Genomic DNA, 24,917 nt, shown 5'->3' with positions numbered 1-24,917 from the left:
AAGAAGCTCTCGGCGACCGCGTTGTCGTGACAGTTGCCGCGCCGGCTCATACTGCTGATGAGCCCATGTGCTTTCAGGAAATCTTGCCAGTCGTGGCCAGTAAACTGCGTGCCTTGATCGGAGTGCACCAGTAGCCCGGCAGGCGGCTTGCGTCGCCATACGGCCATCATCAAGGCTTGCAGTACCAGGTCGCTGTGCATCGTGGATTGCATCGCCCAACCCACGATCTTCCGTGAGAAAAGATCCAGCACGACTGCCAGGTACAGCCAGCCCTCGTGCGTTCGGATGTAGGTGATGTCGGTCACCCATGCCTGATTGGCGATGCGCGGATCGAACTGACGCGCCAGCTGATTGTTGGCGACGATAGCCGGCTTCCCACCGCGCATGCCCGGCCGGCGCCGATAGCCCACCTGTGCTCGCAGACCTTCCTGTCGCATTAATCGCGCCGTCCGATGCTTGCCGCACGATTCACCCAGGTCGCGCAGATCACGGGCAATCTTCCGGTAACCGTACACGCCGCCGCTTTCCAGCCAGGACTGCTTGATCAGGCCCAGGACACGCGTGTCATCCTTGGCCCTTGGTGACATCGGTGCGCTCCGCCAGGCGTAGTACCCGCTGGGATGCAGGCCAAACACCTTACACATGCTTCGAAGGCGGAATTGCTGCTCATGATCGAGCATGAATGCGTACTTCACCCGGACAGCTTGGCAAAGTACGCTGCGGCCTTTTTTAGGATGTCTCGCTCTTCGGTTACCCGCCGCAACTCCGACTTGACACGTCGCAGTTCGGACGCCTGATCGATTGCCGCCGGATGCATGGGTGATGGATTGGCGTATTGCTTTCGCCAGGCATAGAGGCTGTGGATCGATATGCCGAGCCGACTTGCTACATCGGCGACTGAGTGTCCGCGGTCAGTGACCTGCTTGACCGCCTCGACCTTGAACTCCTACGTGTATCGCTTGCTGCTCATAGACACCCCTAGTGCTGCTGTGAATTATGGCTGCAAGGTGTCTAGGAAAGTCGGGGCGATTCAGCCGTTGCTGCCGCCGATCACCGGTTCGCCGGTGGATTGGCCCACGTTGTCCTGCTCGATGCGGAACACGGCCAGCGACGCGTTCAGGCGATCATCGAACCAGGCCCCCTTGACGCCCACTTCGTAGCTCTTGCCATCGACCGGATCCAGGTAGCTGCCGTTGCGGTCTTTGAGCATCTGCGGCTGGAAGATCTCGGTGTAGCTGGCGTAGGTGGAGTAGGTGCCGTTGAGGTCGAACACCAGGCCGGCATACGGCGTGGTCACCTTGTGCGAACGGTCGGCGCCTTCGCCTTCACTCTTCCAATCGGTGTAGCGCGCGCCGATGATCAGCTTCAGCGGATCGGCCAGCGACAGGCGCGTGGCGGCGTAGCCGGCCTTCTGGGTGATGGTGCCTTCGCTGGCCAGCGCCAGCGCGTTCCAGTTCGGCTCGCTGATGTTGCCGGTCCAGTTCAGATAGCTGGAGAAGGGATCCCAGGCGAGGCCGGCGCCGCCCACCTGGTAATCGCCGTAGTTGGCGTAATCGCGTTTGTTGTAGCTCAGACCGGCCATGAACTGGTGTTCGCGGCCGAACAGCTGGAACGGACCGTCGACAAAGCCATCCACCGCGTCGACCTTGCGTTCGGTGTTGTAGAAGCCGGCCGATGGCGAGATGCCGGCACCGGTGGTCTTGTCGAAGTTCGAGGCGCCCGTGACCCAGTCGTTGTACGCCGGGTAGAACAGCTTGTCGTCGGCCCTGGTTTCGTCATGCGTCGCGCCGATCTTGAACTTCCAGCCGTTGTTGAAACCATGTTCCAGGGTGGCGAAGGCGCGCTTGCTGGTGGTGTCCCAGTAGGTCCAGTTCGGGCTGGCGTTGAACGATTCGTCGTAACCGGTGGAGCTGCCGTCGGAGAACAGCATCGGGAAGCCACCCCAGGTCGCGCCGTTGGCGCGCTTCTGCTGGTAGTCATAGCCCACGCTCAGCTGGGTATCCGGGGTCAGGTCGGCATCGATCACCGCATAGCCCAGCGTCTTGTGCTGGTCGTAGCGGTCCATCTGTGATTCGGTATCCAGGTAGCTGCCGATCACGCGGGCGCGCACCGAGCCGCTGGCGTTCAGTGGCGTGGTCACATCCACCGTGCTGCGGGTGCGGCCCCAGCTGCCCACGTTCACCGACACGCTGCCGGTCAGTTCGGCACTGTCGGCATGCTTGCGGATCAGGTTCACCGAGGCGGACGGGTTGCCGGCGCCGCTCAGAAGACCGGTGGCGCCACGCACCACTTCCACGCGGTCATACAGCGCCAGGTCCAGGCCGGAATCGCCGTAGCTCCAGTTCTGCACCATCTGGGTCGGCAGGCCGTCGAACTGGTAGCTGTCGATGTAGAAACCGCGCGCGTAGAACTCGGTGCGCTCGGTATCGGACTGGGTGCTGCTGACGCCGGTGGTGTTGCCCAGCACGTCGATGATGTCATCGAGGTTCTGATCCTCGATGCGCTGGTGGCTGATGATGCTGACCGACTGCGGGATTTCGCGCGGGGCCAGATCGAAGCGGGTACCGGCCGAGGTCTTGCGGACCGAATAGCCTTCGGCACGCTCGCCCTTGACCACGATCCTGTCCAGGGTGGTGGCATCGGGCGTGGCGTCCTGTGCGAACGCAGGGGCGACGGCGAGGGCGCACAGGGCCACCATCAAGGCCTGCGGCAGCGGGCGACGGAGCATCGACGGGCGGGACAGCACGTGGGCGGAGCGGGGCATCGGCGTTTCCAGAAGGGCGGCAACGGGCATGGCCGGCGTCCTGGGTGGCCTGCGGCGGAGCGGGGTGGGGGCAGGAAGCGGCTGGCGGGGGCGGTGACCCGGCGCGGGCTCGATACCTGTTCACGGGTGCGCATCCCTTGCGCGACCCGGATCACACCATGTTAATGGTAGTGATTCGCATCCGCAACCGCATCCGGCGGAGCGCTGGCGCTCCGCGCGCAGGCTTAACACGCCGGCGCCTACGGTAAGCAGGCGCTATCCATCCTCTGCAGGAGACGCCCATGGTCAGCAAGAACACAATCTGCCTCTGGTTCAACGGCACCGCACTGGAGGCCGCCACCTTCTACGCCGCCACCTTCCCGGGCAGTGCGGTGCACGCGGTCCACCATGCACCCGGTGACTTTCCCTCCGGCAGACAGGGGGATGTGCTCACCGTCGATTTCACCGTCGCCGGCATCCCCTGCATCGGACTCAACGGCGGCCCCGCGTTCAAACACAGCGAAGCGTTCTCCTTCCAGATCGCCACCGATGACCAGGCCGAAACGGACCGTCTCTGGAATGCGATCGTCGGCAATGGCGGCGAGGAAAGCGCCTGCGGTTGGTGTCGCGACAAGTGGGGGCTGTCCTGGCAGATCACCCCGCGCGTGCTGACCGATGCGGTGACCAGCAAGGACCCCGCCGTGGCCCGCCGCGCGTTCGAGGCGATGATGACGATGCGCAGGATCGACGTGGCCGCGATCGAGGCGGCGGTGAAGGGCTGAGGCAAGGTGCGCGGCCCGTTGCGGCGGACAGCAAGAAGGATCAAATGGCGCGGCGCGCGCTGGGTTACGCTGCGCACCCGTTCATCGGCATGGATCTGGCGGTATGGGTGCGGCGCGCAGGGCCTTGTGGTACATCGAAAGCCACTTCGCTGAGAATCCGTCGCTGGCCGCTATCGCCGGCGTGGCGGGGGTGTCGCCGTTCCATCTCTCGCGGCTGTTCCAGCGCAGCACCGGCACGTCGGTGGTGCGCTATCTGCGTGGCCGCCGGCTGACCGAGGCCGCGCGCCAACTGGCGGCCGGAGCCAGTGACATCCTCAATGTGGCGATCGCCGCCGGGTATGCATCGCATGCGGCATTCACCCGCGCATTTTTCGAGCAGTTCGGGCGTTCCCCGGAGCAGGTGCGCGCGCAGGGGCTCGCCGGCCTGGCGCTGGTCGAGGCACTGAAACTGGTCGATACCTCCACACCCTGCGCGATCGACCCCCATCGCGAACACCGCGGCGCTCTGCGCGTGGCCGGGATCGGGGCACGGCACACCGCCGCGACCGTCGCATCGATTCCCTCGCAATGGCAGCGTCTGGAGGAAGCGCATGGGCTGGGCACGGAGATCGCGTATGGCGTGTGCGGCAACAACGATGCCGAAGGGGGCTTTGATTACATCGCCGGTGTCGAGATCAGCGCCTGCGCGCCCGTGCCCGCCGGCTGGCAGGCCATCCTGATTCCGCCCCGCGAGTACCTGGTGGCCTGGCATGCCGGGCACATCTCCGCGATCAGCTCCACCTGGTGCTGGTTGTTGAACGACTATCTGCCGGCTTCCGGCCTGACCCTGGCCGATGCACCGGACCTGGAGCGCTATGACACGCGCTTCGATGACCGCAGCGGCCACGGCGGGGTGGAGATCTGGCTGCCGCTGACCGACACGCTGCACCTCAAGGAGAGTGACCCATGCGAATGACCGCCCGTTGTTGTGCCGCGCTGCTGGCGCTCTGCCTGCCTCTGCTTGCCGCGGGGGCCGTGCCACCCGTCGGCGAGCGCCACGGCATTGCGCATACGCCCAGTGCGGCCGTGCGCGATGCCGGCCACCGCGACAGCGTGCGCTACACCGTGTGGTACCCGGCACAGCCCGGGGCGCAGGAAACCGCGCTGACGATCGGGCCGCCCGATGCGCCGCTGTTCGAGGTGGGCACGGCCGCCGCGGATGCCGCTGTCGCCAACGGACGCTGGCCGGTGCTGCTGCTCTCGCACGGCAACGGCGGCAGTGCACGGATGATGGGTTGGTTCGGCACCGCGATGGCGCGGGCAGGGTACGTGGTGATCGCCGTGGATCATCCAGGCAACAACGGGGGAGAGCCGATGACCGAGGCCGGCAGCATCCTGATGTGGAACCGCGTGGACGACCTGGCGGCGGCACTGGCCGGCGTGCGCGCCGACCCCGTGCTGGCGAGAGCCGTGGATACCACCCGGCTGGGCATCGCAGGTTACTCGGCGGGTGGGTTCACCGCCTTGGTTGCCGCAGGTGCACGCCCGGACGTGCAGCGCCTGCAGGCGTTCTGTCACGCGCACCCGGCCGATGGGGTATGCGCCCCGCAGGCGGAGACCCCGGGGCTGACGCTGGCGCGGCGGGTCGCTGCCGCAGACACACCGGCGTTGGCGCCGTGGGTTGCCGGGGCCGGAGACGATCGCGCCATCGCAGGCGTGGGCGCCGTATTCCTGATCGCGCCGGCGATGGTGCAGGCCTTTGCGCCGGAGGCGCTGGAGAAGGTCACGCAGCCGGTCTCGATCATCGTCGGTGCGGCCGACACGGTGGCCTCACCGGCCACCAACAGCGACATCGCGGCCGCGGCACTCCCGAAGGCGACGCTGACCACCTTGCCCGCGGTCGGGCACTACGACTTCCTGTCCAGTTGCACCGCCCTGGGCCAGACCCGCATCGGTGCACTCTGCCAGGTGGCGGCGGACAAGCAGGCCACCCACGGGGCCGCGATCACGGAAGCCACGGCCTTGTTCGATGCCGCGCTGGCGGCCACGCGCTGACGGGGACTACTCCGCGAGCGGAACGTCCAGCCCCCGCTTGAGCGTGCTCAGCGCCACCGCGGTGCGGAAGCGCTCGATGTTGTCGTCGTTGCCGAACAGCCGCTCGCTGATCGCCTCGTATTCCTCCATCGAGGCGGCGGTCAGGATCAGCAGGAAATCGGCGTCGCCGGTGATCGCGTAGCACTGCTGCACGGCGGGGTCCTCCTGCACGCGGCGACGGAACGGCGCGACCCGATGCGGCTGCTCGCTGGCGACCCGGACCTCGACCATGATCGTCAGCGGCCGGCCCAGCCGGGCCTGGTCAAGCACGGCCACGTTGGCACGGATGATGCCGGTCTCTTCCAGGCGCTTGATCCGTCGCTGCACCGCCGGGGCCGACAGGCTCACCGCCTCGGCGATCTCGCGCTGCGGGGTGGCATTGTCACGCTGCAGGATCGCCAGGATGGCGCGGTCGAAGCTGTCGGGGGTGTAGGACGAGGCGGACATGGTGAGTGAAACATGCAGGAAGGCCCCTGCAATTGAGCATCTCCTTCGGCCGTTGCGCAATATCCTGTGCGGATGTCGACCTCCCGCCTCTCCAGCTTCTTCCCCGCCCTGGCCGTGCTCGGCTCGGTCACCTCCCTGGCCGTGGGCACCTCGTATGCCAAACAGCTGTTCCCGCTGATCGGTGCGCAGGGCACCAGCGCACTGCGCGTGGGTTTCTCGGCGCTGGTGCTGTTGATGGTGTTCCGGCCCTGGCGCTGGACCACGTCGCGCGCGGATGCCGGAGCGATCTTCCGTTACGGCATCACACTCGGGGTGATGAATCTGCTGTTCTACATGGCGCTGCGCACGATCCCGTTCGGCATCGCCGTGGCGATCGAATTCTGCGGGCCGTTGGCGGTGGCGATGTGGTCCTCGCGCCGGCCGGTGGACTTCGTGTGGGTCGGCTGCGCGCTGGTCGGGCTGTTGCTGCTGCTGCCCCTGGGCCATGGCGAGCCACTGGATCCGGTCGGCGTGATGTTCGCCCTGGGCGCGGCGGTGTGCTGGGCGATGTACATCATCTTCGGCAAGCGCGCCGGGCATCTGCCGGCCGGGCATACGGTCTCGCTGGGGCTGTGCGCGGCTGCGCTGGTGGTGGTGCCGGTGGGCGTGGCGCATGCGGGCATGGCGTTGCTGGATCCGAAGATCCTGCTGTTCGGCCTCGGCGTGGCGATCGTCTCCAGCGCGATCCCGATGTCGCTGGAGATGATGGCGCTCAAGCGGTTGCCGAAAGAGACCTTCGGCATCCTGATCAGCATGGAGCCAGCGGTCGCCGCGCTGCTGGCGATGGGGCTGCTGGCCGAGCACCTGACCACGCTGCAATGGGCGGCGATCGGCTGCACCGTGGTGGCCTCGGTAGGGAGCACGTTGACCGCGAAGCGGGTGGTGGTGCCGCTGCCGGGTGCGCCCGCCTGATGGAGGCGCTACCCATGGATCGCCGCGCCCCAGCGCCGCGCCGGTGCATCCCCGGCCACGTAATACGCCGCGGTGCTGCGCGGCAGCGGTGCACGCCCGCGGATCCGGTCGGCGATCTTCTCGGCGATCATGATCGTGGTGGCGTTGAGGTTGCCGGTGATGATCCGCGGCATGATCGAGGCATCGACCACACGCAGGCTTTCCATGCCATGCACGCGGCCCTGGCCGTCGACCACGCTCATCGCATCGGTGCCCATCGCACACGAGCACGACGGGTGATACGCGGTTTCCGCATGGGCGCGCACGAAGGCATCCAGCTCGGCATCGCTCTGGCAGTCCGCACTCGGGCTGATCTCGCGCCCGCGGTATTCGTCCAGCGCCGGCTGGGCGATGATCTCACGGGTGATGCGGATCGCATCGCGGAACTCCTGCCAGTCCTGGTCGGTGGACTGGTAGTTGAACAGGATCGAGGGATGCTCGCGCGGATCCAGTGACTTGGCATGCACGCGGCCGCGGCTGGGCGTGCGCATCGAACCGACGTGCGCCTGGAAACCGTGCTCCTTGACCGCGTTGGTCCCGTTGTAATTGATCGCCACCGGCAGGAAGTGATACTGGATGTTCGGCCAGTCGAACTCCTCGCGGGTGCGGATGAAGCCACCGGCCTCGAACTGGTTGCTGGCGCCGATCCCCGTGCCGGCGAACAGCCATTCCGCACCGATCGCCGGCTGGTTCCACCACTGCAGCGCCGGGTACAGCGAGACCGGCTTCTTGCAGGCGTACTGCATGTACACCTCCAGGTGGTCCTGCAGGTTCTCGCCGACGCCGGGCAGGTCGTGCATCAGTGGCACGCCGAGTGCGGCCAGCAAGGCCGGCGCCCCCACGCCGGAGCGCTGCAGGATCTGCGGCGAGGCGATCGCACCGGCACACAGCAGCACTTCGCGGCGTGCGCTGGCATCGATCGGCTCGGCGCTGTTGCCGGCCAGGTAGCGCACGCCCACCGCGCGCTTGCCGGCGAACAGGATGCGGTCGGTGGTGGCGTGCACCACGATCTCCAGCCCATCGCGGTCCTTGGCCATGTCCAGGTAACCGCGTGCGGTGCTGGAGCGACGCCCGCGCGGGGTGACGGTGCGGTCCATCGGGCCGAAGCCTTCCTGCTGGTAGCCGTTGAGGTCATCGGTTCGCGGATAGCCCGCCTGCACGCCGGCTTCGACCATCGCGTGGAACAGCACGTTGTTGCCGTTCTTCGGGGTGGCCACGCTGACCGGGCCGTCGCCGCCGTGGTAGTCGTTGGCGCCGATGTCGCGTGTTTCCGCCTTGCGGAAGTAGGGCAGTACGTCGTGGTAGCTCCAGTCCTCCAGGCCGTCGAAGCTGGCCCACTGGTCGAAGTCCATCGCATTGCCGCGGATGTAGCACATGCCGTTGATCAGCGAAGAACCGCCCAGGCCTTTGCCGCGGCCGCACTCCATGCGCCGGTTGTCCATGTAGGGTTCCGGCTCGGTTTCATAGGCCCAGTTGTAACGGCGGCCCTGCAGCGGGTAGGCCAGCGCGGCCGGCATCTGGGTGCGGAAGTCCAGACGGTAGTCCGGGCCGCCGGCTTCCAGCAGCAGCACGCTGACCCCGGCGTCTTCGGTGAGGCGCGCGGCCAGCGTGTTGCCGGCCGAACCGGCGCCGATGATGATGTAGTCGTATTCGCGCTTCATCGCGGTGTCTCCTGGTAAGGCCGGTTCAGAACACCGACGCGTAGCGGTCCAGCTCGATCTGGATGGATTTGGTGCGGGTGTAGGCGCGCAGCGTGGCCAGCCCGTTCTCGCGGCCGACCCCGGACTGCTTGTAGCCGCCCACCGGCATCTGCGCCGGCGATTCGCCCCAGCTGTTGACCCAGCAGATGCCGGCCTCCAACTGATGGATCACCCGATGCGCGCGCGCCAGGTCCGGCGTCACCACACCGGCGGCCAGGCCGTAATCGGTATCGTTGGCGCGGCGCACCGCCTCGTCTTCGTCGTCGTAGGCGAGCAGGCTCATCACCGGCCCGAAGATTTCCTCGCGCACGATGCGCATGTCATCGCGGCAATCGCTGAAGATGGTCGGGGCCACATAGCAGCCCTTACCCAGCGCGCCGTCAGTCAGGCGCTCGCCGCCGCAGACCAGGCGTGCGCCCTCGGCCTTGCCACTGCCGATGTGCTCGAGCACGCGCTGCATGTGCGCGGCGCTGACCAGCGGGCCGAAGTTGGCGTCCTTGGCCAGCGGGTCGCCGACGCGGATGCGCTTGACCCGCTCCAGCAGCCTGGCTTCGAAGGCGGCGAGCCTGCCGCGCGGCACGAACACGCGGGTGCCGTTGGTGCAGACCTGACCGGAGCTGTAGAAGTTGGCCATCATCGCCACGTCGGCGGCCAGGTCCAGGTCAGCGTCCTCGCAGATGATCAGCGGCGACTTGCCGCCCAGCTCCATGGTCACCTCCTTGAGCGTGGAACTGGAGGCGCTGGCCATGACCTTGCGGCCGGTGGCGGTGCCGCCGGTAAAGGAAATCTTCTCGATCCGCGGGTGCTCGGTCAGTGCCGAGCCGACGCCGGCGCCATCGCCGGGCAGCACGTTGAACACGCCATCGGGCAGGCCGGCTTCGGTGAAGATTTCCGCCAGCTTCAGCGCGGTCAGCGGGGTGACTTCACTGGGCTTGAAGATCATCGCGTTGCCGGCAGCCAGCGCGGGGGCGGCCTTCCACAGCGCGATCTGGATCGGGTAGTTCCAGGCGCCGATCGCACCGACCACGCCCAGCGGTTCCTGCCGGGTATAGAAGAAACTGCTCTCGCGCAGCGGCACCTGGCTGCCTTCCAGTCCGTGCATGACACCGGCGTAATACTCCAGCACGTCCGCACCGGTGACCACGTCCACGCTGAGCGTTTCGCTCAGCGCCTTGCCGGTGTTGCGCGATTCCAGCTCGGCCAGCGCATCGTTGCGCTCGCGCAGCAGCTGCACCGCACGCAGCAGGATCCGCGAGCGCTCCACGGTGGTCAGCGCCGCCCACACTTTCTGGCCGGCCTGCGCGCTCTCCACCGCAGCGTCGAGATCGTCGCTGTTGGCACTGTGCACGTTGGCGAGCAACTCGCCGTTGGCCGGATTGATGACCTCGAAGGTCTTGCCGCCCCGGGAGGGAACGTAGCGGCCGCCGATGTAGAGCAGTTGGTCGGGGAAAGTGGGCATGTCGATGACTCCTTCGCAGCGGGAGACCAGCGGGCGTCAGCGCGTGAGATGCAGGAACTGCAGGTGACGCTCGTACTGGTCGATGATGTCGTTGATGATCTGCTGGCGGCTGTAGCCGACCAGTTCGTAATCCTGTCCCCCTTCGTAAAGGTGGACCTCGGCGCGGTAGTAACGCTGGTTGCGGAAGCGCTGCGCGGCGAACGAAGGGGTGAGGTAACCACGCATGATCACCTGGTAGGTGAACACCTGCTGTTCGCCATGGTCCACCAGCAGTTCCATGTGGCCCGGCTCGAACTTCGTCTGCACGTCCAGGCCCTGTTCGCCCAACTGCGCGGCAACCGCTTCGATCGCGGGTTTGACGTCGCTGTCCATGAACCGGTACACCTCATCGCGTGCCGGGAAATGCACGGCCTGGGTGATGCGCTGGCGCCAGCCGCGCTGATGTCGGGATTGGCCGATCAGCGGGATCGGCGAGTACTGCGAGGCCTTCTTGCGTTGCGACTCTTCGCCCAGCGCCCGGGTCAGGCCCCACAGCAACAGCAGCAGCACCACCGAGAACGGCAGCGAGGCCAGCACGACCGCGGATTTGAGCGCATCCATGCTGCCGGCCAGCAACAGCCCGGCGGTGACCAGACCGGTCATCACGCCCCAGAACACGCGCAGCCAGCGGGGGCCGTCGTCTTCCGGATTGCCGCCCTGCGAAGACAGCGTGGACAGCACCACAGTGCCGGAGTCGGCCGAGGTGACGAAGAAGATGAAGCTGACGATCACGGTGACCGCGATGACCGTGCGGCTCCACGGGTAGCTCTCCAGCAGCGCGTACAGCACGGTGGGTGGGTTCTCCACCGCCATCTGCGCCAGATGGACCTGGTCGTGGTGCAGGATCTGATCGAGCGCGCTGTTGCCGAAGATCGACAGCCAGGCCAGGGTGAAGCCCAGTGGGATCAGCAGCACGCCCAGCACGAATTCGCGGATGGTGCGGCCGCGCGAGATACGTGCGATGAACAGCCCGACGAACGGCGCCCAGCCGATCCACCAGGCCCAGTAGAACACCGTCCAGTTGCCCAGCCAGTCCGGTCGCCCGCCGTAGGCATAGACATCGAAACTCTTGCCGACCACGTTGCCCAGGTAGTCGCCCATGTTCTGGATGAAGGCATTGAGCAGGTACTGGGTGGGTCCGGCGAACAGCATGAACAGCAGCAGCGAGATCGCCAGCAGCATGTTGATGTTGGACATCCAGCGCACGCCCTTCTCCACGCCGGAGACGGCCACGGTGATCGCCGCGCCCATCATCAGCACGATCAGCCCGACCTGCACCCAGGCCGCGTGCGGCACCGGGAACAGGGTGTTCAAGCCCGCGTTGAGATGCAGCACGCCAAAGCCCATGTCCGCGCCGAGGCCGAACACGGTGGCGACGATGCCCAGCGCATCCACGGTGTAGCCGATCGGTCCGTTGATGCGCTTGCCGATCAGCGGATACAGCGCCGATCGCAGCGCCAGCGGCAGGTTGTGGCGGTAGGCGAAGTAGGCCAGCGCCATCGCGGCCAGCGCGAACACGCCCCAGCCATGCAGGCCCCAATGCAGGAACAGCAGCTGCATGGCCTGGCGCGCGCTGGCCTCGCCACTGCCGGTGCCGCCCTGTGGCGGCAGCAGGTAATGGGTCAGTGGCTCGGAGACGCAGAAGAAGAACAGGGTGATGCTGATGCCGGCGGCGAACAGCATGCCGGCCCAGGACAGATAGCTGAACTCCGGCTCGTCATGGTCCGCGCCCAGCTTGACGTTGCCATAGCCGGACAACGCCACGCCGACCACGAACACCAGGTACACGGTCATCGCCAACAGGTAATACCAGCCGACATTGCGCGAGGCCCAGGTCTGGGCATCGAGCAGCATCACGCCCGCATCGATCGGAAATGCGGTGACCAGAATGGCGAATGCCGCCACGATCGTAGCGGCAAGCAGGAACACGGGGCGAAGCGTGCGCACCTCGGGCAGAGGCGGCTCCACGTTACTCATGGGGTGGGGGGTACTCCCGGTGCCGGAGCGGCAGACGGCGGGATTTATCGCACAGCCGTTGTGGACAGCCTGTTTACATGCCCACGATGCCCGCCGCGCAAGGGCGGCGGGTGCGCAAGGGTCAGCGCAGCGCGCTGCTCGGCACGTCGATCGACATCGCCAGTGCGAGGTGATCGGAGAACGCGGCTGGCACGGCTTCGGCACTGCGCTGCTGCAGGCCGTTGCTGAGCAGGATGTGGTCGATCGCCCGGTCCGGGCGCCAGCTGGGGAAGGTCGGCACCACGCAGCCGGGCGGCTGCAGCGTCGTCTTCTGGTACAGCACCTGCATCTCCGGCCGTTCGGCCAGGCAGTTGAAATCGCCCATCAGCACGGCGTTGGGGTGGTCGGACAGCAGATCGGCGATAAAGGCCAATTGCGACATGCGCGAATTGGTCCCCAGGGACAGATGTGCCACCGCTACCGCCAGGCCCTGGCTGCCTTCGCCGAACTTGGCCAGCAGCACGCCGCGCCCACCGATCCGGCCGGGCAGGGCGTGGTCCTGGACCTCGACCGGCTCCAGCTTGCTGAGCAGGCCGTTGGCGCTGGAGGCCACCCCGCCCATCCGGCGGTTGGGCTGGTGGCTCCAGTAATTGAAGCCGGCGCGCTCGGCCAGATAGTGGGTCTGGTTGGTGAAGCCCGAGCGCAGGCTGCCGGGGTCGGCCTCCTGCAGGCCGACGATGTCGTGCTCGCGGGCCATCTGCGCGATGGCATCCAGGCTGGTTCGCTTGCGCCCCGCCGGCAGCGCATGCGACCAGCTGCGGGTCACATAGTCACTGTAGCGGCGGGTGCTCGAACCGGCCTGGATGTTGGCCGTCAGCAGGCGCAGGGTCCGCGTGTGGGGGGAAGTCACGACGGTTCGCTATCGCGGGATCAGTTGGCCTTGGCCGCGCGTTCGCGTGCGATCAGGTGATCGGCGATGCGCAGCATGTCCGGGAAGCCCTTGCCCTTGACCAGGTACTTGCCATTGACGATCACCGACGGGGTGCCGCTGATCTTGCTGCGCATGGCGAACTGCTTGGCCGAGTTGGTCTTGGCGTTGATGGCGAAGCTGCCCATCATCGCGGAGAACTGCTTCGGGTCGGCGCCGTGCTTGCCGTAGAAGTTGGCGATGTCCTCGACCGAATCACGGCCGCGCTCACCCTTCAGGGTCTTGTCGGCATGGATGGCGGCGTACAGGGCTTCGTGGGTCTTTTCCTGCAGGCCCATGGCCTGCGCGGCGTAGAACGCACGGCCGTAGTCATCCCAGGTACCGCCGAACATGGCCGGCACATAGACGAAGTTGACGTCGCTCGGCAGACCGGCCTTCCACGGCCCGATCAGCGGCTGGAACGCGGCGCAGGCCGGGCATACATAGCCGAAGATCTCGGCGACTTCGATCTTGCCGGTGGCCGGCTGGAACGGCTGGCCATTCTCGATCACCACGTAGTCGGTGCCGGCCACCGGCTCCGGGCCGGTCGGGCGCGAAGAGGCCGGGGCCGGCGCCGGGGTGGTGGCTTCGGCGGCAGCGGTCTCGGCGGCGGCGGTTTCACCGCTGGCGGCCGGCGCCTGCTCGGCCGGCGTGGCCGTTTCGGCAGCCGGGGTGCTGCTCGGGGCGGCCGGTTCGGCCGGGGCGGTGGTGTTGGCGGTACCGTCCTGGGCCTTGCAGGCGGCCAGGATCGGCAGCAGGGCCATGAGCGTAATGGCGAAACGGGTCTTCATCGAAGCATCTCCAGCGGATGAGCATGTTGAGGCCGACGCTGGGAGCATCGGCCAGGGAAGCATGATGACACGCGGAAACGAGCGTCCCGCGTGCACGGTGCGTGATGGTTCAGCGAGCGCCGTTAGAGCGCCTTGCCGCTGCGCGCGCGGGCGATCAGGGCATCTGCGTTGCGCAGCATGGACTCGAACGAGTCGCCCTTGACCAGGTACACCCCATCGACGATCAGCGTCGGCGTGCCCGGCACCTTGGTGCGGACGGCGAAGGCGCGGGCGGCCTTGACCCTGGCATCGACCGCGTCGCTCTTGAGCGCGGCAACGTACTGGGCCGGCGCCACGCCGAAGCCCTGGTAGAACGCGGCCAGCTCGTCCGGCGAGACATTCTGCATCGGCAGCGAGCCCTTCTCATGCAGGGCATCGAACATCGCACGGTGGCTGCGCTTGGCCACGCCCAGCTGGTCGGCGGCGTAGTAGGCGCGGGCGAAGGAATCCCACACGCCTCCGAAGGCAGCCGGGACCGGGGTGAAGCGGACATCCTTGGGCAGCTTGGCAGCCCAGGCCTCCAGCTGCGGCTCGAAGTGCGCACAGTGCGGGCAGGTGTAGCCGAACATCTCCACGACTTCGATCTTGCCGGCCAGCGGCGCAAACGGACCGGCGTCGGCGATGCGTTCGTAATCCTTGCCCTCCACCAGCGGCGTCGGGGTGGCGGCGAGGGTGCTCAACGGGCTCAGGGCCAGCAGCAACAACATCAGGCGGGGCATCAACGTCATCTACATCCATCTCCATACAGAAAAAACGACGCCGGCCCAGTCGCCGGCGTACCAGTGAACATACCCCGCCGGCGGGGGTGCTGCATCCGCCTTCCGACCAAGGGAACCGGCTGCGGCGCGGGCGGTCGTTACGGTGCCTGGGTGCCTCCGGCGACCGGGGTGGTGGCGGCGGCGACGTCATCGGCCCGGTTGTGCAGGCCCTGCAGATAGCTGGCCAGGGCCTGGATCTCCTGCTCGGTCAGCGATTTGGCGATCGTGGCCATGATCTGGAAGTGGGCCTTGTCGGTTTCCTGGGTGGTCCCGGCCTGGTATTCCTGCAACCGCCGCGCGACATAGGCCGAGTGCTGGCCACTGATATGCGGGTAGGCGGGGCCCGGGTTGCCGGCGCCGGTCGGGCCATGGCAGGCCATGCAGGCCGGGATGCCGCGCTCGGCATCGCCGCCGCGGTACAGCTGCTGGCCGATTTCATAGAACTTCTTGCCGGCGTACGGGCCCTCGGTGACCGCGCCGTCGTCGGCGATGCCGGCGGTGGCCTTCTGCGTGGCGAAGTAGGCGCCGATGTCGCGCATGTCCTGCGGGGTGAGGTCCTGCACGAACGGCACCATCGCCGCCGAGGCCCCGGAGGTGCGCTGGCCATTGGCGATCAGGGCCATCTGCTGGGCGCTGTAGCGCTCGCTCTGGCCGGCGATGCTCGGGTACATCTCCACCGTCGAGTTGCCGTCGGCCGAATGGCAGGCAGCGCAGGCCGCGGCCTTGGTCTGCCCGGCCTTGGGATCGCCCCAGGTGGTTTTGCTGAAATCGACCTCCAGCGAGGCGGTCTTGATCGGCCCGTTGTCCGGCAACGGGGTGATCGAGGTCTGGGCAACGGCAACGGCGGCGAGCAGCGAGACAGCAAGTGCGGAAACGGCAAGAACGCGAGCATGGCGCATGCGGAAGCTCCGTGTGGACCGGCCTGGCGGTTGCGGGACCGCAACCACGGGGATCGCCCGATTATCAACGCCGTTTCACGCCACGGTCAACGCAGGGTGCAGCAAAACCGGGGACAGACAGCGCGGAGGGGCCCCGGACATGCGATCCTATGCCCATGTCATTGCTCCTCGAACGCGCCCAATACCTGCTTTCGGCCCACAACACCCGGCAATTGCCGGAAGACGTGGGCGCGGAAGTCGCCTTTGCCGGTCGCTCCAACGCCGGCAAATCCAGTGCCCTCAACGCCCTGACCCGCCAGAACAGCCTGGCCCGGGTGTCCAAGACGCCCGGCCGCACCCAGCAGCTGGTGTTCTTCGAAGTCACCCCGGAGGCCAAGCTGGTCGATCTGCCCGGTTACGGCTATGCCAAGGTCCCGCTGGACCTGCAGGCGCACTGGCAGGCCTTCATCGACCAGTACTTCCGTACCCGCGAGGCCCTTCGTGGCCTGGTGGTGGTGATGGACATCCGTCACCCGCTGAAGGACTACGACCGCCAGATGCTGGCCTATGCGGTGCAGCGTGGCCTGCCCGCGCACGCCCTGCTGACCAAGGCCGACAAGCTCGGCCGTGGCCAGCAGGGCATCGCCCTGCAGAAGGTGCGCAAGGAACTGCATTCCTCCTTCGGCGACACCGTCAGCGTGCAGACCTTCTCCGGTCCCGCCCGCCAAGGCGTGGATGAAGCCCGCGGCATCATCGGCGGCTGGCTGGGCCTGAACAAGCCGGCGCCCGAAGCGGTCTGATCCGGGCGCTATCGCGGTCCAACGGGCCGCGCGGCGCGAGCGTGTCCCGTTACTTCGCCGGCAACGGTGCGAATTCGCCGGGCACCCAGGCGAACGCCTCACCTTCGCGACGCACATGGCCCAGCCCCGGGAACGGCAGGTGTGCGCCCGCCACCCACCAGCCCTGGTCCGCGGCCTGCGCCATCATCCGGCGCCGGCTGGCGATGGCGGCCGTGCGGTCGCTGTCGGCTTCATACGAGGCCTGCGGCTGGGCGAACTGCACCGCGTGGAAATGCACGATGTCGCCCCACACCAGCAGCTGCTGGCCATTGCCGCCATCGATCCGGTAGGACACATGGCCAACCGTGTGGCCGTGGCTGTCCAACGCGGTGATGCCGGCCGGCAACGCGTCGCCGGGCGCGAAGCGCTTCAGTTTCCCGCCCGCTTCATACGGCGCCACCGCCTTGCGGGCCAGGGCAAAGGCAAAGCGCACCCCCTGCGGCGCGGTCGCCTCGCTGGCCGGATCCAGCCAGTACGCCGCATCGGCGGCGGACAGCCACACCGTGGCCTTCGGATAGGCGACCCTGCCTTGGGCATCCAGCAGGCCACACAGGTGGTCGGGGTGGGCGTGGGTCAGCACGACATCATCCACCTCGGCCGGGTCGTAGCCGGCTTTGCGCAGGTTGCCCAGCACCTGGCCCAGGCCGGGGCCGAAGCACTGGGCGGTACCGGTATCGACCAGGGTCAGGTGATCGCCCTGCTGCACCAGGTAGGCGTTGACCGCGGTCTGCAGGCCTTTGCCATCTTCGGGCACGTAGCGGTGATCGAGCAGGCGGGTCACTGCGCCGGGCGCAATGCCGACCAGCTCCTGCCTGCCCAGCGCGACCGTGCCATCGAACAGCGCGGTGACCTGCAGCGTGCCGATGGTCTGGTGATACACGCCGGGCACCTGCTCGCGCGGGGTGTGCGAGGTGGTGGCCCATGCGGGGCTGGCGACAACGGCGAACAACAAGGCGGAGGCGAGCGTGCGAACGCGGGGGAAATGCATGGCAGGTTCCGTACAAGGCGGCAGCGCCGCGGTGTCCCCATGCTGCGCGCCTGGTCGGCTGCGTTCCGCTCAGAATGCCGCGCGATCCGCTCGCGCTCAGCTGTTGCCGATCGCCGCCGGTTCCAACCCGTAACGTTCGGCGAAGCGCTTGTTGAAACTGCCCAGCGAGCGGTAACCCACGCGCGCGGCCACCGTTTTCAGCGGCAACCGGGTGGTGTAGAGCAGGCTCATGGCATGCGCCAGCCGCGCATCGGTGATCAACTCGCGCACGCTGGACTGCTCGCTGGCCAAGCGCCGCCGCAGGGTCGCACCGCTGAGCCCGAGCTGCGCTTCGAAATCGCGTGACTGCCAGTCGCGCTCGGGCTGGGCCGCGATCAGATCGCGGATGCGATCAGCCACGCTGGGCTCGGGTGGAATCAGCAGGCTGCCATGCCCGCGCCGGCAGAACGCCACGGCCAGCCCGGCCAAAGCCAATCGTGCTTCGGTGTAGTGGCCCTGTTCCAGCGCCTGCCGCCATTGCAGCAGCGTCGCGCCATGCTCGGCCAGCGGCAGCCGTGCCAGCGCGTCGCCGGCGTCGGGCAGGGGCTCGTTCCACAGCGCCCGGGCGGCCGTGAGCGCTTCGGCGCACAGCGGCACGATCGCACTGAGGTACACCCCGCTGTGCGGATCGGGAATGTTCACCACATCGATGCGGCAGCGGCGCGTGATGAGGAACAGATCACCGGGTACGAATTCCAGCGACTGCTGGGCGGTACTCACCTGCTTGCGCCCCTGCAGCAGGATCGCGAACTGTGGCTGCGGGATGTCCACCGAGGAGGCACCATGCTCGCGGCGTGCGGTGATGCAGGCGTAGCCATCGGCACGCTGGCAGTCGGCCAGACTGGCCATCGTCGCCAGCAGGGACGTCGTCGTATCGATCAGTGCGGACATCGCTCAGCCTGCCACGTTGAACAGTTGGCCGACCAGCGCGGCGGCCGCCATCGCGATCGCACCCCAGAAGGTGACGCGCAACGCGCCACGCAGGCGCGAAGCGCCGCCGGCATGCGCGGCCAGGGTGCCGGTCAGGCACAGTCCGAGCAGCGTCACCACGGTGGTCGCCTGGCCTACCAGGGCATGTGGCGCAAGCAGGGCGGTCAGCACCGGCAACGCCGCGCCACTGACGAAGGCGCCGGCCGAGGCCATCGCCGCCTGCATCGGGCGCGCGCGCAGTTCTTCGGTGATGCCCAGTTCATCGCGGGCGTGGGTGCCCAGCGCGTCGTGCGCGGTCAGCTGGGTGGCGACCTCATGCGCCAGTTCGGGGCTCAGCCCGCGATGCCGGTAGATGGCCGCCAGCTCTTCCAGCTCGCTGTGCGGGTCCTCGTGCAGTTCGCGCTTTTCCACCGCCAGGTCGGCCAGCTCGGTATCGGCCTGCGACTGCACCGAAACATACTCGCCAGCCGCCATCGACATCGCACCGGCCACGGTCCCGGCGATGCCGGTCGCCAGGATGGTCGACGCCGTGGCACCGCTGGCCGCGATGCCCACCACCAGGCCGGCCACCGAGACGATGCCGTCATTGGCGCCGAGCACGGCGGCGCGCAGCCAACCGACGCGGTCGGAGCGATGGACTTCCGGATGTCGGGATCGGCTCATTGACGCAGTTTAGGGGCTCGCGACGGCCCGCGGCGGAATGACTCGCAGCCGCGGCGGGGGCGGCGCAGCGTCAAGCCCATGCCAGTAGGATGCTGAAAACCGTCACGGTGACACGACGGCAGGGGACGCCACGATATAGTGCGCCCTTGCGATGCAGGGGCGCGAACCCCACATCCCCGCCCTGACCAGAATTCTGCGAGCCTCCCCTTGTCGAGCCCCAGCCACGTCGCCGAGACGCCGATCACCGACCGTAATGAACTGGTCGCCACGTTGGCCTCCGGCGAAAAGCCCAAGGCGCAGTGGCGCATCGGCACCGAGCACGAGAAGTTCGGCTTCCGCCTGGACGATCTGCGCCCGCCCACCTTCGATGGCGACCGCGGCATTGAAGCGCTGCTCAACGGCCTGACCCGCTTCGGCTGGGATCCGGTGCAGGAAGATGGCCGCACCATCGCATTGCTGCGCGACAACGCCTCGGTGACGCTGGAGCCGGCCGGCCAGCTGGAGTTGTCCGGCGCGGCGCTGGAGACGATCCACCAGACCTGCGTGGAAACCGGCACCCACCTCAACGAAGTGGCGCAGGTCGCCGGCGAACTGCAGCTGGGCTTCCTCGGCATGGGCTTCCAGCCGAAGTGGACCCGCGACGAAATGCCGTGGATGCCCAAGGGCCGCTACAAGATCATGCGCGAGTACATGCCCAAGGTCGGCACGCTGGGCCTGGACATGATGACCCGCACCTGCACGGTGCAGGTCAACCTGGATTACGCCACCGAAGCAGACATGGTGAAGAAGTTCCGGGTGTCGCTGGCGCTGCAGCCGATCGCTACGGCGCTGTTCGCCGATTCGCCGTTCACCGAGGGCAAGCCGAACGGCTACCAGAGCTACCGCTCGCACATCTGGACCGATACCGACAACGACCGCACCGGCATGCTCGACTTCGTCTTCGAAGACGGCTTCGGCTACGAGCGGTACGTGGATTACCTGCTTGATGTGCCGATGTACTTCTCTTACCGCGATGGCAAGTACCACGATGCCAGCGGTCAGAGCTTCCGCGATTTCATGGTCGGCAAGCTGCCGGTACTGCCGGGCCAGCTGCCCACGCTGCGCGACTGGTCCGATCACATGACCACCGCCTTCCCCGAAGTGCGGTTGAAGAAGTACCTGGAAATGCGCGGCGCTGACGCCGGTCCGTGGAGCCGCCTGTGCGCGCTGCCTGCGTTCTGGGTGGGCCTGCTGTACGACGATGCCGCACTGGATGCCGCGTGGGACCTGGTGCGCGATTTCAGCCTGGTCGAGCGCAATGTCCTGCGTGATGGCGTGCCGAAGCAGGGGTTGAAGCTGCCGTTCCGCAATGGCACGGTGCTGGACCTGTCGCGCGAGGCATTGAAGATCGCCGTGGCCGGCCTCAAGCGCCGCGCCGCGCGCAATGCCGATGGCCAGGACGAAAGCAAGTTCCTGGAGGTGCTGCAGGAGATCGTCGATTCCGGGTTGACTCCGGCCGACCGCAAGCTGGCGCTCTTCCGCGGCGAGTGGGGCGGCAACATCGATCCGGTGTTCAAGGAATTCGCGTACTGATCCTGCGTTGTGCGCGGGCTTCCGGGGAGTGGTTTGACAGGTGCCTCTGGGTTGAAGGCGACATTCGGTGCGTGGCCGGTAGATGCATGAAGGTCAACGCGGACAAGGGTTTCGCGTGGTGGTTTGGGTAATGTTGAGGCTGCTTCGAGCAAACACGGAGTGGTTGAAAGATGATTGTCGTCGTTGCGGTCGGATGCGTTTTGCTGCGACGGCCGTGCGATTGCGTCTTTCCCTTGCCTCGAGATCATTCATGAAATTGTCCCCCATCGGATTCGCCTGTCTTCTCGCGTGCGCTGCGGCGCCGCACATCGTCCATGCACAAACCGACACTGCAGAAGGCGCCTATGCTGCGGCCCGCCTCGTGAGCGCACAGCATCGGGCAAACAACATGGATGCCAGCGCGCGTCCCGGCATCGGCGCCTTCGTACCCGGGCGCGAGCGCAACCGTGTCATGACCGGCGCCTTGGCATACGGCTACGCATTTGGCAACGGCTGGCGGTCAGAGGGTGAGTACACCTTCGGCCGCAGCGATACGTTCACCAGCGGATCCTCGGTGTTTCCGACCAGCTTCAACAATCATCGAGTGGAGTCCCAGCGGCTGATGGTCAATGCGTACCGGGACTATCCCGTTGCGACGGCGTGGTCTCTTTATGGCACCGCGGGTATCGGTCTGGCGCATTTGAAGTCCAGCGGTTGGCAAGGCAACACTTCGCGCACCTACACCGCTGCATCGCAGACCAACCTGGCCTGGTCGGTGGGTGCCGGCGTGTCGTATACCCCGGTGGAGCGCACCACGCTGGAGCTGGGCTATCGCTACGTCGACATGGGCACGGCCGAGAGCGGCTGGAACGCATTCGGCAATGCGCGTGGCCTGCAGGATGAAAAGATGCGCCTGGATCTGGCCTCCAGCGAGGTCCATCTCGGCCTCCGCTACGCCTTTTAAGTCAGACGCACCGGCCGGTGTTTTCCGGCCGGTGCGCGGATATCAGGCCGCCTTTTCCAGCGTGCCCATGTCGATCACGAAGCGGTAGCGAACGTCGTTCTTCGCCATGCGCTCCCAGGCCTCGTTGACGGTCTTGATGTCGATCACTTCCACATCGCTGACGATGTTGTGCTCGGCACAGAAGTCCATCATCTCCTGCGTTTCGGCCATGCCGCCGATCGCCGAGCCGGTGATGTGCTTGCGGCCGAACATCATCGCAGCGCCCATCAGCGGCGGCTCCAGCTCGGTCAACACGCCGACCAGGCACATCGTCGCATCGCGCTTGAGCAGGGACATGTACGGGTTGGTGTCGTGGCTGACCGGGATGGTGTTGAGCAGGAAATCGAAGCTGCCGGCGTGGGCCTTCATCTGCGCCGGATCACGCGAGACCAGTACTTCATCGGCGCCGAGGCGCTTGGCATCGGCCCCCTTTTCCGGGGTGGTGGTGATCATCACCACGGTGGCGCCCATCGCCTTGGCGAACTTCACGCCCATGTGGCCCAGGCCACCCAAACCAATCACGCCGACCTTCTGGCCGGGACCGACCTTCCAATGGCGCAGCGGGGAGTAGGTGGTGATGCCTGCGCACAGCAGCGGTGCGGCGGCCTTGAGGTCGAGCGTCTCGGACACCTTCACCACGAAACGCTGCTCGACCACGATGTGGTCGGAGTAGCCGCCGAAGGTCGGCTGGCCACTCTCGTGCTCGGTGCTGTTGTAGGTGAAGGTCGCGCCCTTCTCGCAGTACTGCTCCAGATCTTCGTCGCAGGCAGCGCAATGGCGGCAGGAATCGACCATGCAGCCGACACCGGCGAAGTCGCCGATCTTGAAGCGGGTGACATTGGCACCGACCTCGGTCACGCGGCCGATGATCTCGTGGCCCGGCACCATCGGGAACTTGGAGCCACCCCAGTCGTCACGGGCCTGGTGCAGATCGGAGTGGCAGATGCCACTGAAGAGAATCTCGATGCGCACGTCATCGGGACCGGCCGGGCGACGTTCGAAGGAGAACGGCGCCAGCGGCGCGGTCTGGTCGTGGACCGCATAACCATGGGCGAGGGACATGGGGAATCCTTGGCAGGTTTGTAGAAAGGCGCTTTACAATACGCCCCGATCCCGTGCACAAAAAGTCAGGATATCGGCATGATTCATCAAGTGAAACGGGATAATCATGGTCACTGACAACCTGACCCACCTGGCCGCCTTCGCCGCCGTGGCCCGCCACCGCAGCTTCCGCAAGGCCGGTGCCGAACTGGCGCTGTCCACCTCGGCGGTCAGCTATGCGATCCGCGCGCTGGAAGAGCGCCTGGGCGTGGGGTTGTTCCACCGCACCACCCGCAGCGTCGCCCTTACCGAAGCCGGCCAGCGCCTGTTGGAACGGCTGCAGCCCGCGCTGGGACAGGTGCATGACGCGCTGGAAGAAATGAATCACTTCCGGGCCGCACCGGCTGGCCTGCTGCGGATCAACGCCACCCGCGCCGCCGTCCAGACCCAGCTCGGCCCGCGCCTGGCGAAGTTCCTGCTGGCCCACCCGGATGTGCGCCTGGAACTGGCCCAGGACGACGGCCTGGTCGATATCGTGGCCGGTGGCTACGATGCCGGTGTGCGCCTGCACGAATCGGTGCCGGAAGACATGGTCGCGGTGCCGCTGGGGCCGGCGCTGCGTGGGTTGATCGTGGGGGCACCGTCGTATCTGGAGGGACGCGAGATACCCCGGCATCCGCGCGATCTGGTCGGCCACGAGTGCGTGCGCTTCCGCTTCGCCAGCGGCCATCTCTACAAGTGGCAGTTCGAACGCGATGGCCAGGCGCTGGAAATCGACGTGCCGGGTCGCCTGACCCTTGGCGATCAGAACACGATCCTGCAGGCGGTCGTGGACGGGCTGGGGCTGGCCTACGTGCTGGAAGATTCCGCACGCCCGTATCTGGACGACGGCCGGCTGGTCGCCGTGCTGGAGGACTGGAGTGAACCGTTCGCGGGCTTTGCGGTGTATTACCCGCGGCAACGGCAGATGTCGTCGGCGCTGCGGGCGTTCATCGATCTGCTGCGGGAGTAATTCGCCTGAAGGCGCCTGCACTGGCGGCACGCAGTCGGGTTGGGTAGCCTGAGTCCTGCGAGCGGACGTCTCGCTGGCCCTGCAACGATCACATCGCGGTATGACCACAAGGAGGCAACACGTGGAAGGGATGCACTCTCGACATCTGTTCAACCTGCTCATTTCCTGGGTGACGGCCTATTTCGTCATCATCGGCGCCCTGGTGCTGGTCTGCGTGGCAGTGACCCTCGCCATGATGGCCGGCGCCGGTTGGGTGGTCATCGTGGCCGCCGGTCTGCTCGCGGCAGCGCCCGCCGTGGCCCTGCCGTTTTCCCGGCGGGTCGCCAAATGGCTGCTGTTGCTGGCCTATACCGGGCTCGCCGCCGCCTTCGCGTGGCTTGCGTTCTGGCCACGGGCCGGAGAGGCATCGGTGCCCTTGATCAAGGGTGTCGTGGTGGCGTTCGCCGCTCTGCTGGTGGTCCGGCTGTGGCTGGCCTGGCGGAACGACCGCAGGGCCCGGCAGCGCTGAGGGATGCGGCGTGCCGGCGACATCCCTGCGCGTTGCGCGGGATGTCGTGCCCGAGGGGTCAGTGGCGCAGCCTGCGCCATCCCAGCAAGATCAAACCCATGGCCGCCGCTACCAGCAGCAGCCCGGCAGCCATCTGTCCGGCTGCATATCCGTCGGCGTACGCCGATGTCTGTCCGGCCGCATCCCCCATGCGCGATGACAGCACGCTCATGCCGCGAAGCAGCAACGCACCGCCGGCAAGAAAGCAGAGTGGGGGGAGCACTGCGCGTAGCGTTGGCATCGGAAGGTCCGTCGGCAAAGGGGAAGCGATGTCGTCCGTGACGCCGGCGGATGCATGCGGCGGCCGAGTTGGATTGTTCTTGCGAGCCGGGGCGCCTGTCAACGACTTGGATTTCCCGCTGCTGTATACTAACCCCCAGTATAGTTAACTGGCCGCTTGCTCCATGCCCCATTCGCCGCAGGAAAAAAAACGCGTTCTCGCCCGGGTCCGTCGGATCCGTGGCCAGTGCGATGCCCTCGACCGCGCGCTGGAAGCCGGGGCCGAGTGTGGGCCGGTGCTGCAGCAGATCGCCGCGATCCGGGGTGCCGTCAACGGGCTGATGTCCGAAGTGATGGAGGCGCATCTGCGCGAAGAGTTCGGGCAACCGGCCCAATCCGATGCGCAGCGCGATGAGCGCGTGCGCGAGATGAGCATGCTCATTCGTTCCTACCTCAAATAGGT

Annotated in this window: 23 protein-coding genes and 2 pseudogenes; 10 read left to right on the top strand and 15 right to left on the bottom strand. The window is 66.9% G+C overall.

Annotation, left to right across the window (positions count from 1 at the left end; all coding sequences use genetic code 11):
• Together AC07WC_RS17315 and AC07WC_RS17310 are read right to left on the bottom strand one after the other, a co-directional pair.
• Positions 1-970, bottom strand: a pseudogene (locus AC07WC_RS17315) (IS3 family transposase); the annotation flags it as partial.
• Positions 971-1,045: 75 nt separating this feature from the next.
• Positions 1,046-2,764 (bottom strand): annotated as a pseudogene (locus AC07WC_RS17310) (TonB-dependent siderophore receptor); the annotation flags it as partial.
• Between the two features lie 281 nt (positions 2,765-3,045).
• Between AC07WC_RS17310 and AC07WC_RS17305 the strand changes: the two are divergent.
• The 3 genes from AC07WC_RS17305 (at position 3,046) to AC07WC_RS17295 (ending at position 5,559) form a co-directional block, all read left to right on the top strand.
• A complete protein-coding gene (locus AC07WC_RS17305; RefSeq protein WP_495211099.1) occupies positions 3,046-3,525 on the top strand; it encodes a VOC family protein in 480 nt (159 codons plus the stop codon).
• Between the two features lie 103 nt (positions 3,526-3,628).
• Complete coding sequence (locus AC07WC_RS17300) at positions 3,629-4,480, top strand: AraC family transcriptional regulator (protein ID WP_495211098.1); 852 nt, start codon at positions 3,629-3,631, stop codon at positions 4,478-4,480.
• Positions 4,471-5,559 (top strand): alpha/beta hydrolase family protein, encoded by a 1,089-nt coding sequence (locus AC07WC_RS17295; RefSeq protein WP_495211097.1) that lies wholly within the window; start codon positions 4,471-4,473, stop codon positions 5,557-5,559. Before AC07WC_RS17300 ends, AC07WC_RS17295 begins: the two co-directional genes overlap by 10 nt.
• 6 nt (positions 5,560-5,565) lie before the next feature.
• Here AC07WC_RS17295 and AC07WC_RS17290 read toward each other — a convergent pair whose 3' ends face one another.
• Positions 5,566-6,045, bottom strand: a complete 480-nt coding sequence (locus AC07WC_RS17290; protein WP_495211096.1) for an Lrp/AsnC family transcriptional regulator — start codon at positions 6,043-6,045, stop codon at positions 5,566-5,568.
• Between the two features lie 72 nt (positions 6,046-6,117).
• On the opposite strand from AC07WC_RS17290, the gene AC07WC_RS17285 reads away from it, so the two are divergent.
• A complete protein-coding gene (locus tag AC07WC_RS17285; RefSeq protein ID WP_478050100.1) occupies positions 6,118-6,996 on the top strand; it encodes an EamA family transporter in 879 nt (292 codons plus the stop codon).
• A gap of 8 nt (positions 6,997-7,004) precedes the next feature.
• Here the strand turns inward: AC07WC_RS17285 and betA are convergent, their stop codons facing one another.
• From betA to AC07WC_RS17250, 7 genes are all read right to left on the bottom strand, one after another.
• The gene (gene betA / locus AC07WC_RS17280; protein ID WP_495211095.1) at positions 7,005-8,696 is read right to left on the bottom strand and encodes a choline dehydrogenase; all 1,692 of its coding nucleotides are present in this window, start codon (positions 8,694-8,696) and stop codon (positions 7,005-7,007) included.
• A gap of 25 nt (positions 8,697-8,721) precedes the next feature.
• Positions 8,722-10,194, bottom strand: a complete 1,473-nt coding sequence (betB, locus tag AC07WC_RS17275; protein WP_495211094.1) for a betaine-aldehyde dehydrogenase — start codon at positions 10,192-10,194, stop codon at positions 8,722-8,724.
• 36 nt (positions 10,195-10,230) lie between these two features.
• Positions 10,231-12,210 (bottom strand): choline BCCT transporter BetT, encoded by a 1,980-nt coding sequence (gene betT / locus AC07WC_RS17270; protein WP_495211093.1) that lies wholly within the window; start codon positions 12,208-12,210, stop codon positions 10,231-10,233.
• 121 nt (positions 12,211-12,331) lie between these two features.
• Positions 12,332-13,069, bottom strand: a complete 738-nt coding sequence (locus AC07WC_RS17265) for an endonuclease/exonuclease/phosphatase family protein (RefSeq protein WP_179460400.1) — start codon at positions 13,067-13,069, stop codon at positions 12,332-12,334.
• A gap of 50 nt (positions 13,070-13,119) precedes the next feature.
• Positions 13,120-13,947 carry a thiol:disulfide interchange protein DsbA/DsbL gene (locus tag AC07WC_RS17260; protein ID WP_495211092.1) on the bottom strand — a complete coding sequence of 276 codons (828 nt, stop codon included), beginning with the start codon at positions 13,945-13,947 and terminating at the stop codon, positions 13,120-13,122.
• A gap of 122 nt (positions 13,948-14,069) precedes the next feature.
• A complete protein-coding gene (locus AC07WC_RS17255) occupies positions 14,070-14,714 on the bottom strand; it encodes a thiol:disulfide interchange protein DsbA/DsbL (protein ID WP_495211091.1) in 645 nt (214 codons plus the stop codon).
• 128 nt (positions 14,715-14,842) lie between these two features.
• Entirely contained in the window at positions 14,843-15,643 is an 801-nt protein-coding gene (locus AC07WC_RS17250) for a c-type cytochrome (RefSeq protein ID WP_495211090.1), read from the bottom strand.
• A 155-nt stretch (positions 15,644-15,798) separates the two neighbouring features.
• Here AC07WC_RS17250 and yihA point away from each other — a divergent pair, with 155 nt between their 5' ends.
• Positions 15,799-16,422: a ribosome biogenesis GTP-binding protein YihA/YsxC gene (gene yihA / locus AC07WC_RS17245; protein ID WP_293981956.1), complete on the top strand. Its 624-nt coding sequence runs from the start codon at positions 15,799-15,801 to the stop codon at positions 16,420-16,422.
• A 49-nt stretch (positions 16,423-16,471) separates the two neighbouring features.
• On the opposite strand, the gene AC07WC_RS17240 is transcribed toward yihA, so the two are convergent.
• The 3 genes from AC07WC_RS17240 to AC07WC_RS17230 all read right to left on the bottom strand — a co-directional run bounded on the left by AC07WC_RS17240 (position 16,472) and on the right by AC07WC_RS17230 (position 19,081).
• A complete protein-coding gene (locus tag AC07WC_RS17240) occupies positions 16,472-17,449 on the bottom strand; it encodes an MBL fold metallo-hydrolase (RefSeq protein WP_495211089.1) in 978 nt (325 codons plus the stop codon).
• A gap of 96 nt (positions 17,450-17,545) precedes the next feature.
• Complete coding sequence (locus AC07WC_RS17235) at positions 17,546-18,379, bottom strand: helix-turn-helix transcriptional regulator (protein ID WP_495211088.1); 834 nt, start codon at positions 18,377-18,379, stop codon at positions 17,546-17,548.
• 3 nt (positions 18,380-18,382) lie between these two features.
• Positions 18,383-19,081: a VIT1/CCC1 transporter family protein gene (locus tag AC07WC_RS17230; protein WP_495211087.1), complete on the bottom strand. Its 699-nt coding sequence runs from the start codon at positions 19,079-19,081 to the stop codon at positions 18,383-18,385.
• A 207-nt stretch (positions 19,082-19,288) separates the two neighbouring features.
• Between AC07WC_RS17230 and AC07WC_RS17225 the strand changes: the two genes are divergently transcribed.
• Both AC07WC_RS17225 and AC07WC_RS17220 read left to right on the top strand, forming a co-directional pair.
• On the top strand, positions 19,289-20,653 hold the full coding sequence (locus tag AC07WC_RS17225; protein ID WP_495211086.1) for a glutamate--cysteine ligase: 1,365 nt from the start codon (positions 19,289-19,291) through the stop codon (positions 20,651-20,653).
• Positions 20,654-20,903: 250 nt separating this feature from the next.
• Positions 20,904-21,596 carry an outer membrane protein gene (locus AC07WC_RS17220; protein ID WP_495211085.1) on the top strand — a complete coding sequence of 231 codons (693 nt, stop codon included), beginning with the start codon at positions 20,904-20,906 and terminating at the stop codon, positions 21,594-21,596.
• Between the two features lie 42 nt (positions 21,597-21,638).
• On the opposite strand, the gene AC07WC_RS17215 is transcribed toward AC07WC_RS17220, so the two are convergent.
• The gene (locus AC07WC_RS17215) at positions 21,639-22,697 is read right to left on the bottom strand and encodes an NAD(P)-dependent alcohol dehydrogenase (RefSeq protein ID WP_495211084.1); all 1,059 of its coding nucleotides are present in this window, start codon (positions 22,695-22,697) and stop codon (positions 21,639-21,641) included.
• A 106-nt stretch (positions 22,698-22,803) separates the two neighbouring features.
• Between AC07WC_RS17215 and AC07WC_RS17210 the strand changes: the two genes are divergently transcribed.
• The gene (locus AC07WC_RS17210; RefSeq protein ID WP_495211083.1) at positions 22,804-23,688 is read left to right on the top strand and encodes a LysR family transcriptional regulator; all 885 of its coding nucleotides are present in this window, start codon (positions 22,804-22,806) and stop codon (positions 23,686-23,688) included.
• Positions 23,689-23,809: 121 nt separating this feature from the next.
• Positions 23,810-24,196, top strand: a complete 387-nt coding sequence (locus AC07WC_RS17205; protein ID WP_495211082.1) for a hypothetical protein — start codon at positions 23,810-23,812, stop codon at positions 24,194-24,196.
• 58 nt (positions 24,197-24,254) lie between these two features.
• Here the strand turns inward: AC07WC_RS17205 and AC07WC_RS17200 are convergent, their stop codons facing one another.
• A complete protein-coding gene (locus AC07WC_RS17200; protein ID WP_495211081.1) occupies positions 24,255-24,407 on the bottom strand; it encodes a hypothetical protein in 153 nt (50 codons plus the stop codon).
• A gap of 232 nt (positions 24,408-24,639) precedes the next feature.
• Here AC07WC_RS17200 and AC07WC_RS17195 point away from each other — a divergent pair, with 232 nt between their 5' ends.
• The gene (locus AC07WC_RS17195) at positions 24,640-24,915 is read left to right on the top strand and encodes a metal/formaldehyde-sensitive transcriptional repressor (RefSeq protein ID WP_019183747.1); all 276 of its coding nucleotides are present in this window, start codon (positions 24,640-24,642) and stop codon (positions 24,913-24,915) included.
• Positions 24,916-24,917 lie beyond the last annotated feature (2 nt).

The organism is Stenotrophomonas sp. GW821-FHT01H02A, from assembly GCF_059422145.1.
This window is presented reverse-complemented; position numbering and strand designations above follow the sequence as displayed.

Excerpts from the sequence above, each read along its gene's own strand:
- AC07WC_RS17235 (WP_495211088.1), bottom strand. The coding sequence starts at position 18,379 with ATGTCCGCACTGATCGATACGACGACGTCCCTGCTGGCGACGATGGCC.
- AC07WC_RS17290 (WP_495211096.1), bottom strand. The coding sequence starts at position 6,045 with ATGTCCGCCTCGTCCTACACCCCCGACAGCTTCGACCGCGCCATCCTG.
- betT (WP_495211093.1), bottom strand. The coding sequence starts at position 12,210 with ATGAGTAACGTGGAGCCGCCTCTGCCCGAGGTGCGCACGCTTCGCCCC.
- AC07WC_RS17220 (WP_495211085.1), top strand. The coding sequence starts at position 20,904 with ATGAAATTGTCCCCCATCGGATTCGCCTGTCTTCTCGCGTGCGCTGCG.
- AC07WC_RS17255 (WP_495211091.1), bottom strand. The coding sequence starts at position 14,714 with ATGACGTTGATGCCCCGCCTGATGTTGTTGCTGCTGGCCCTGAGCCCG.
- AC07WC_RS17285 (WP_478050100.1), top strand. The coding sequence starts at position 6,118 with ATGTCGACCTCCCGCCTCTCCAGCTTCTTCCCCGCCCTGGCCGTGCTC.
- AC07WC_RS17200 (WP_495211081.1), bottom strand. The coding sequence starts at position 24,407 with ATGAGCGTGCTGTCATCGCGCATGGGGGATGCGGCCGGACAGACATCG.
- betA (WP_495211095.1), bottom strand. The coding sequence starts at position 8,696 with ATGAAGCGCGAATACGACTACATCATCATCGGCGCCGGTTCGGCCGGC.
- AC07WC_RS17260 (WP_495211092.1), bottom strand. The coding sequence starts at position 13,947 with ATGAAGACCCGTTTCGCCATTACGCTCATGGCCCTGCTGCCGATCCTG.
- AC07WC_RS17305 (WP_495211099.1), top strand. The coding sequence starts at position 3,046 with ATGGTCAGCAAGAACACAATCTGCCTCTGGTTCAACGGCACCGCACTG.
- AC07WC_RS17300 (WP_495211098.1), top strand. The coding sequence starts at position 3,629 with ATGGGTGCGGCGCGCAGGGCCTTGTGGTACATCGAAAGCCACTTCGCT.
- yihA (WP_293981956.1), top strand. The coding sequence starts at position 15,799 with ATGTCATTGCTCCTCGAACGCGCCCAATACCTGCTTTCGGCCCACAAC.
- AC07WC_RS17250 (WP_495211090.1), bottom strand. The coding sequence starts at position 15,643 with ATGCGCCATGCTCGCGTTCTTGCCGTTTCCGCACTTGCTGTCTCGCTG.
- betB (WP_495211094.1), bottom strand. The coding sequence starts at position 10,194 with ATGCCCACTTTCCCCGACCAACTGCTCTACATCGGCGGCCGCTACGTT.
- AC07WC_RS17240 (WP_495211089.1), bottom strand. The coding sequence starts at position 17,449 with ATGCATTTCCCCCGCGTTCGCACGCTCGCCTCCGCCTTGTTGTTCGCC.
- AC07WC_RS17230 (WP_495211087.1), bottom strand. The coding sequence starts at position 19,081 with ATGAGCCGATCCCGACATCCGGAAGTCCATCGCTCCGACCGCGTCGGT.
- AC07WC_RS17195 (WP_019183747.1), top strand. The coding sequence starts at position 24,640 with ATGCCCCATTCGCCGCAGGAAAAAAAACGCGTTCTCGCCCGGGTCCGT.
- AC07WC_RS17295 (WP_495211097.1), top strand. The coding sequence starts at position 4,471 with ATGCGAATGACCGCCCGTTGTTGTGCCGCGCTGCTGGCGCTCTGCCTG.
- AC07WC_RS17215 (WP_495211084.1), bottom strand. The coding sequence starts at position 22,697 with ATGTCCCTCGCCCATGGTTATGCGGTCCACGACCAGACCGCGCCGCTG.
- AC07WC_RS17210 (WP_495211083.1), top strand. The coding sequence starts at position 22,804 with ATGGTCACTGACAACCTGACCCACCTGGCCGCCTTCGCCGCCGTGGCC.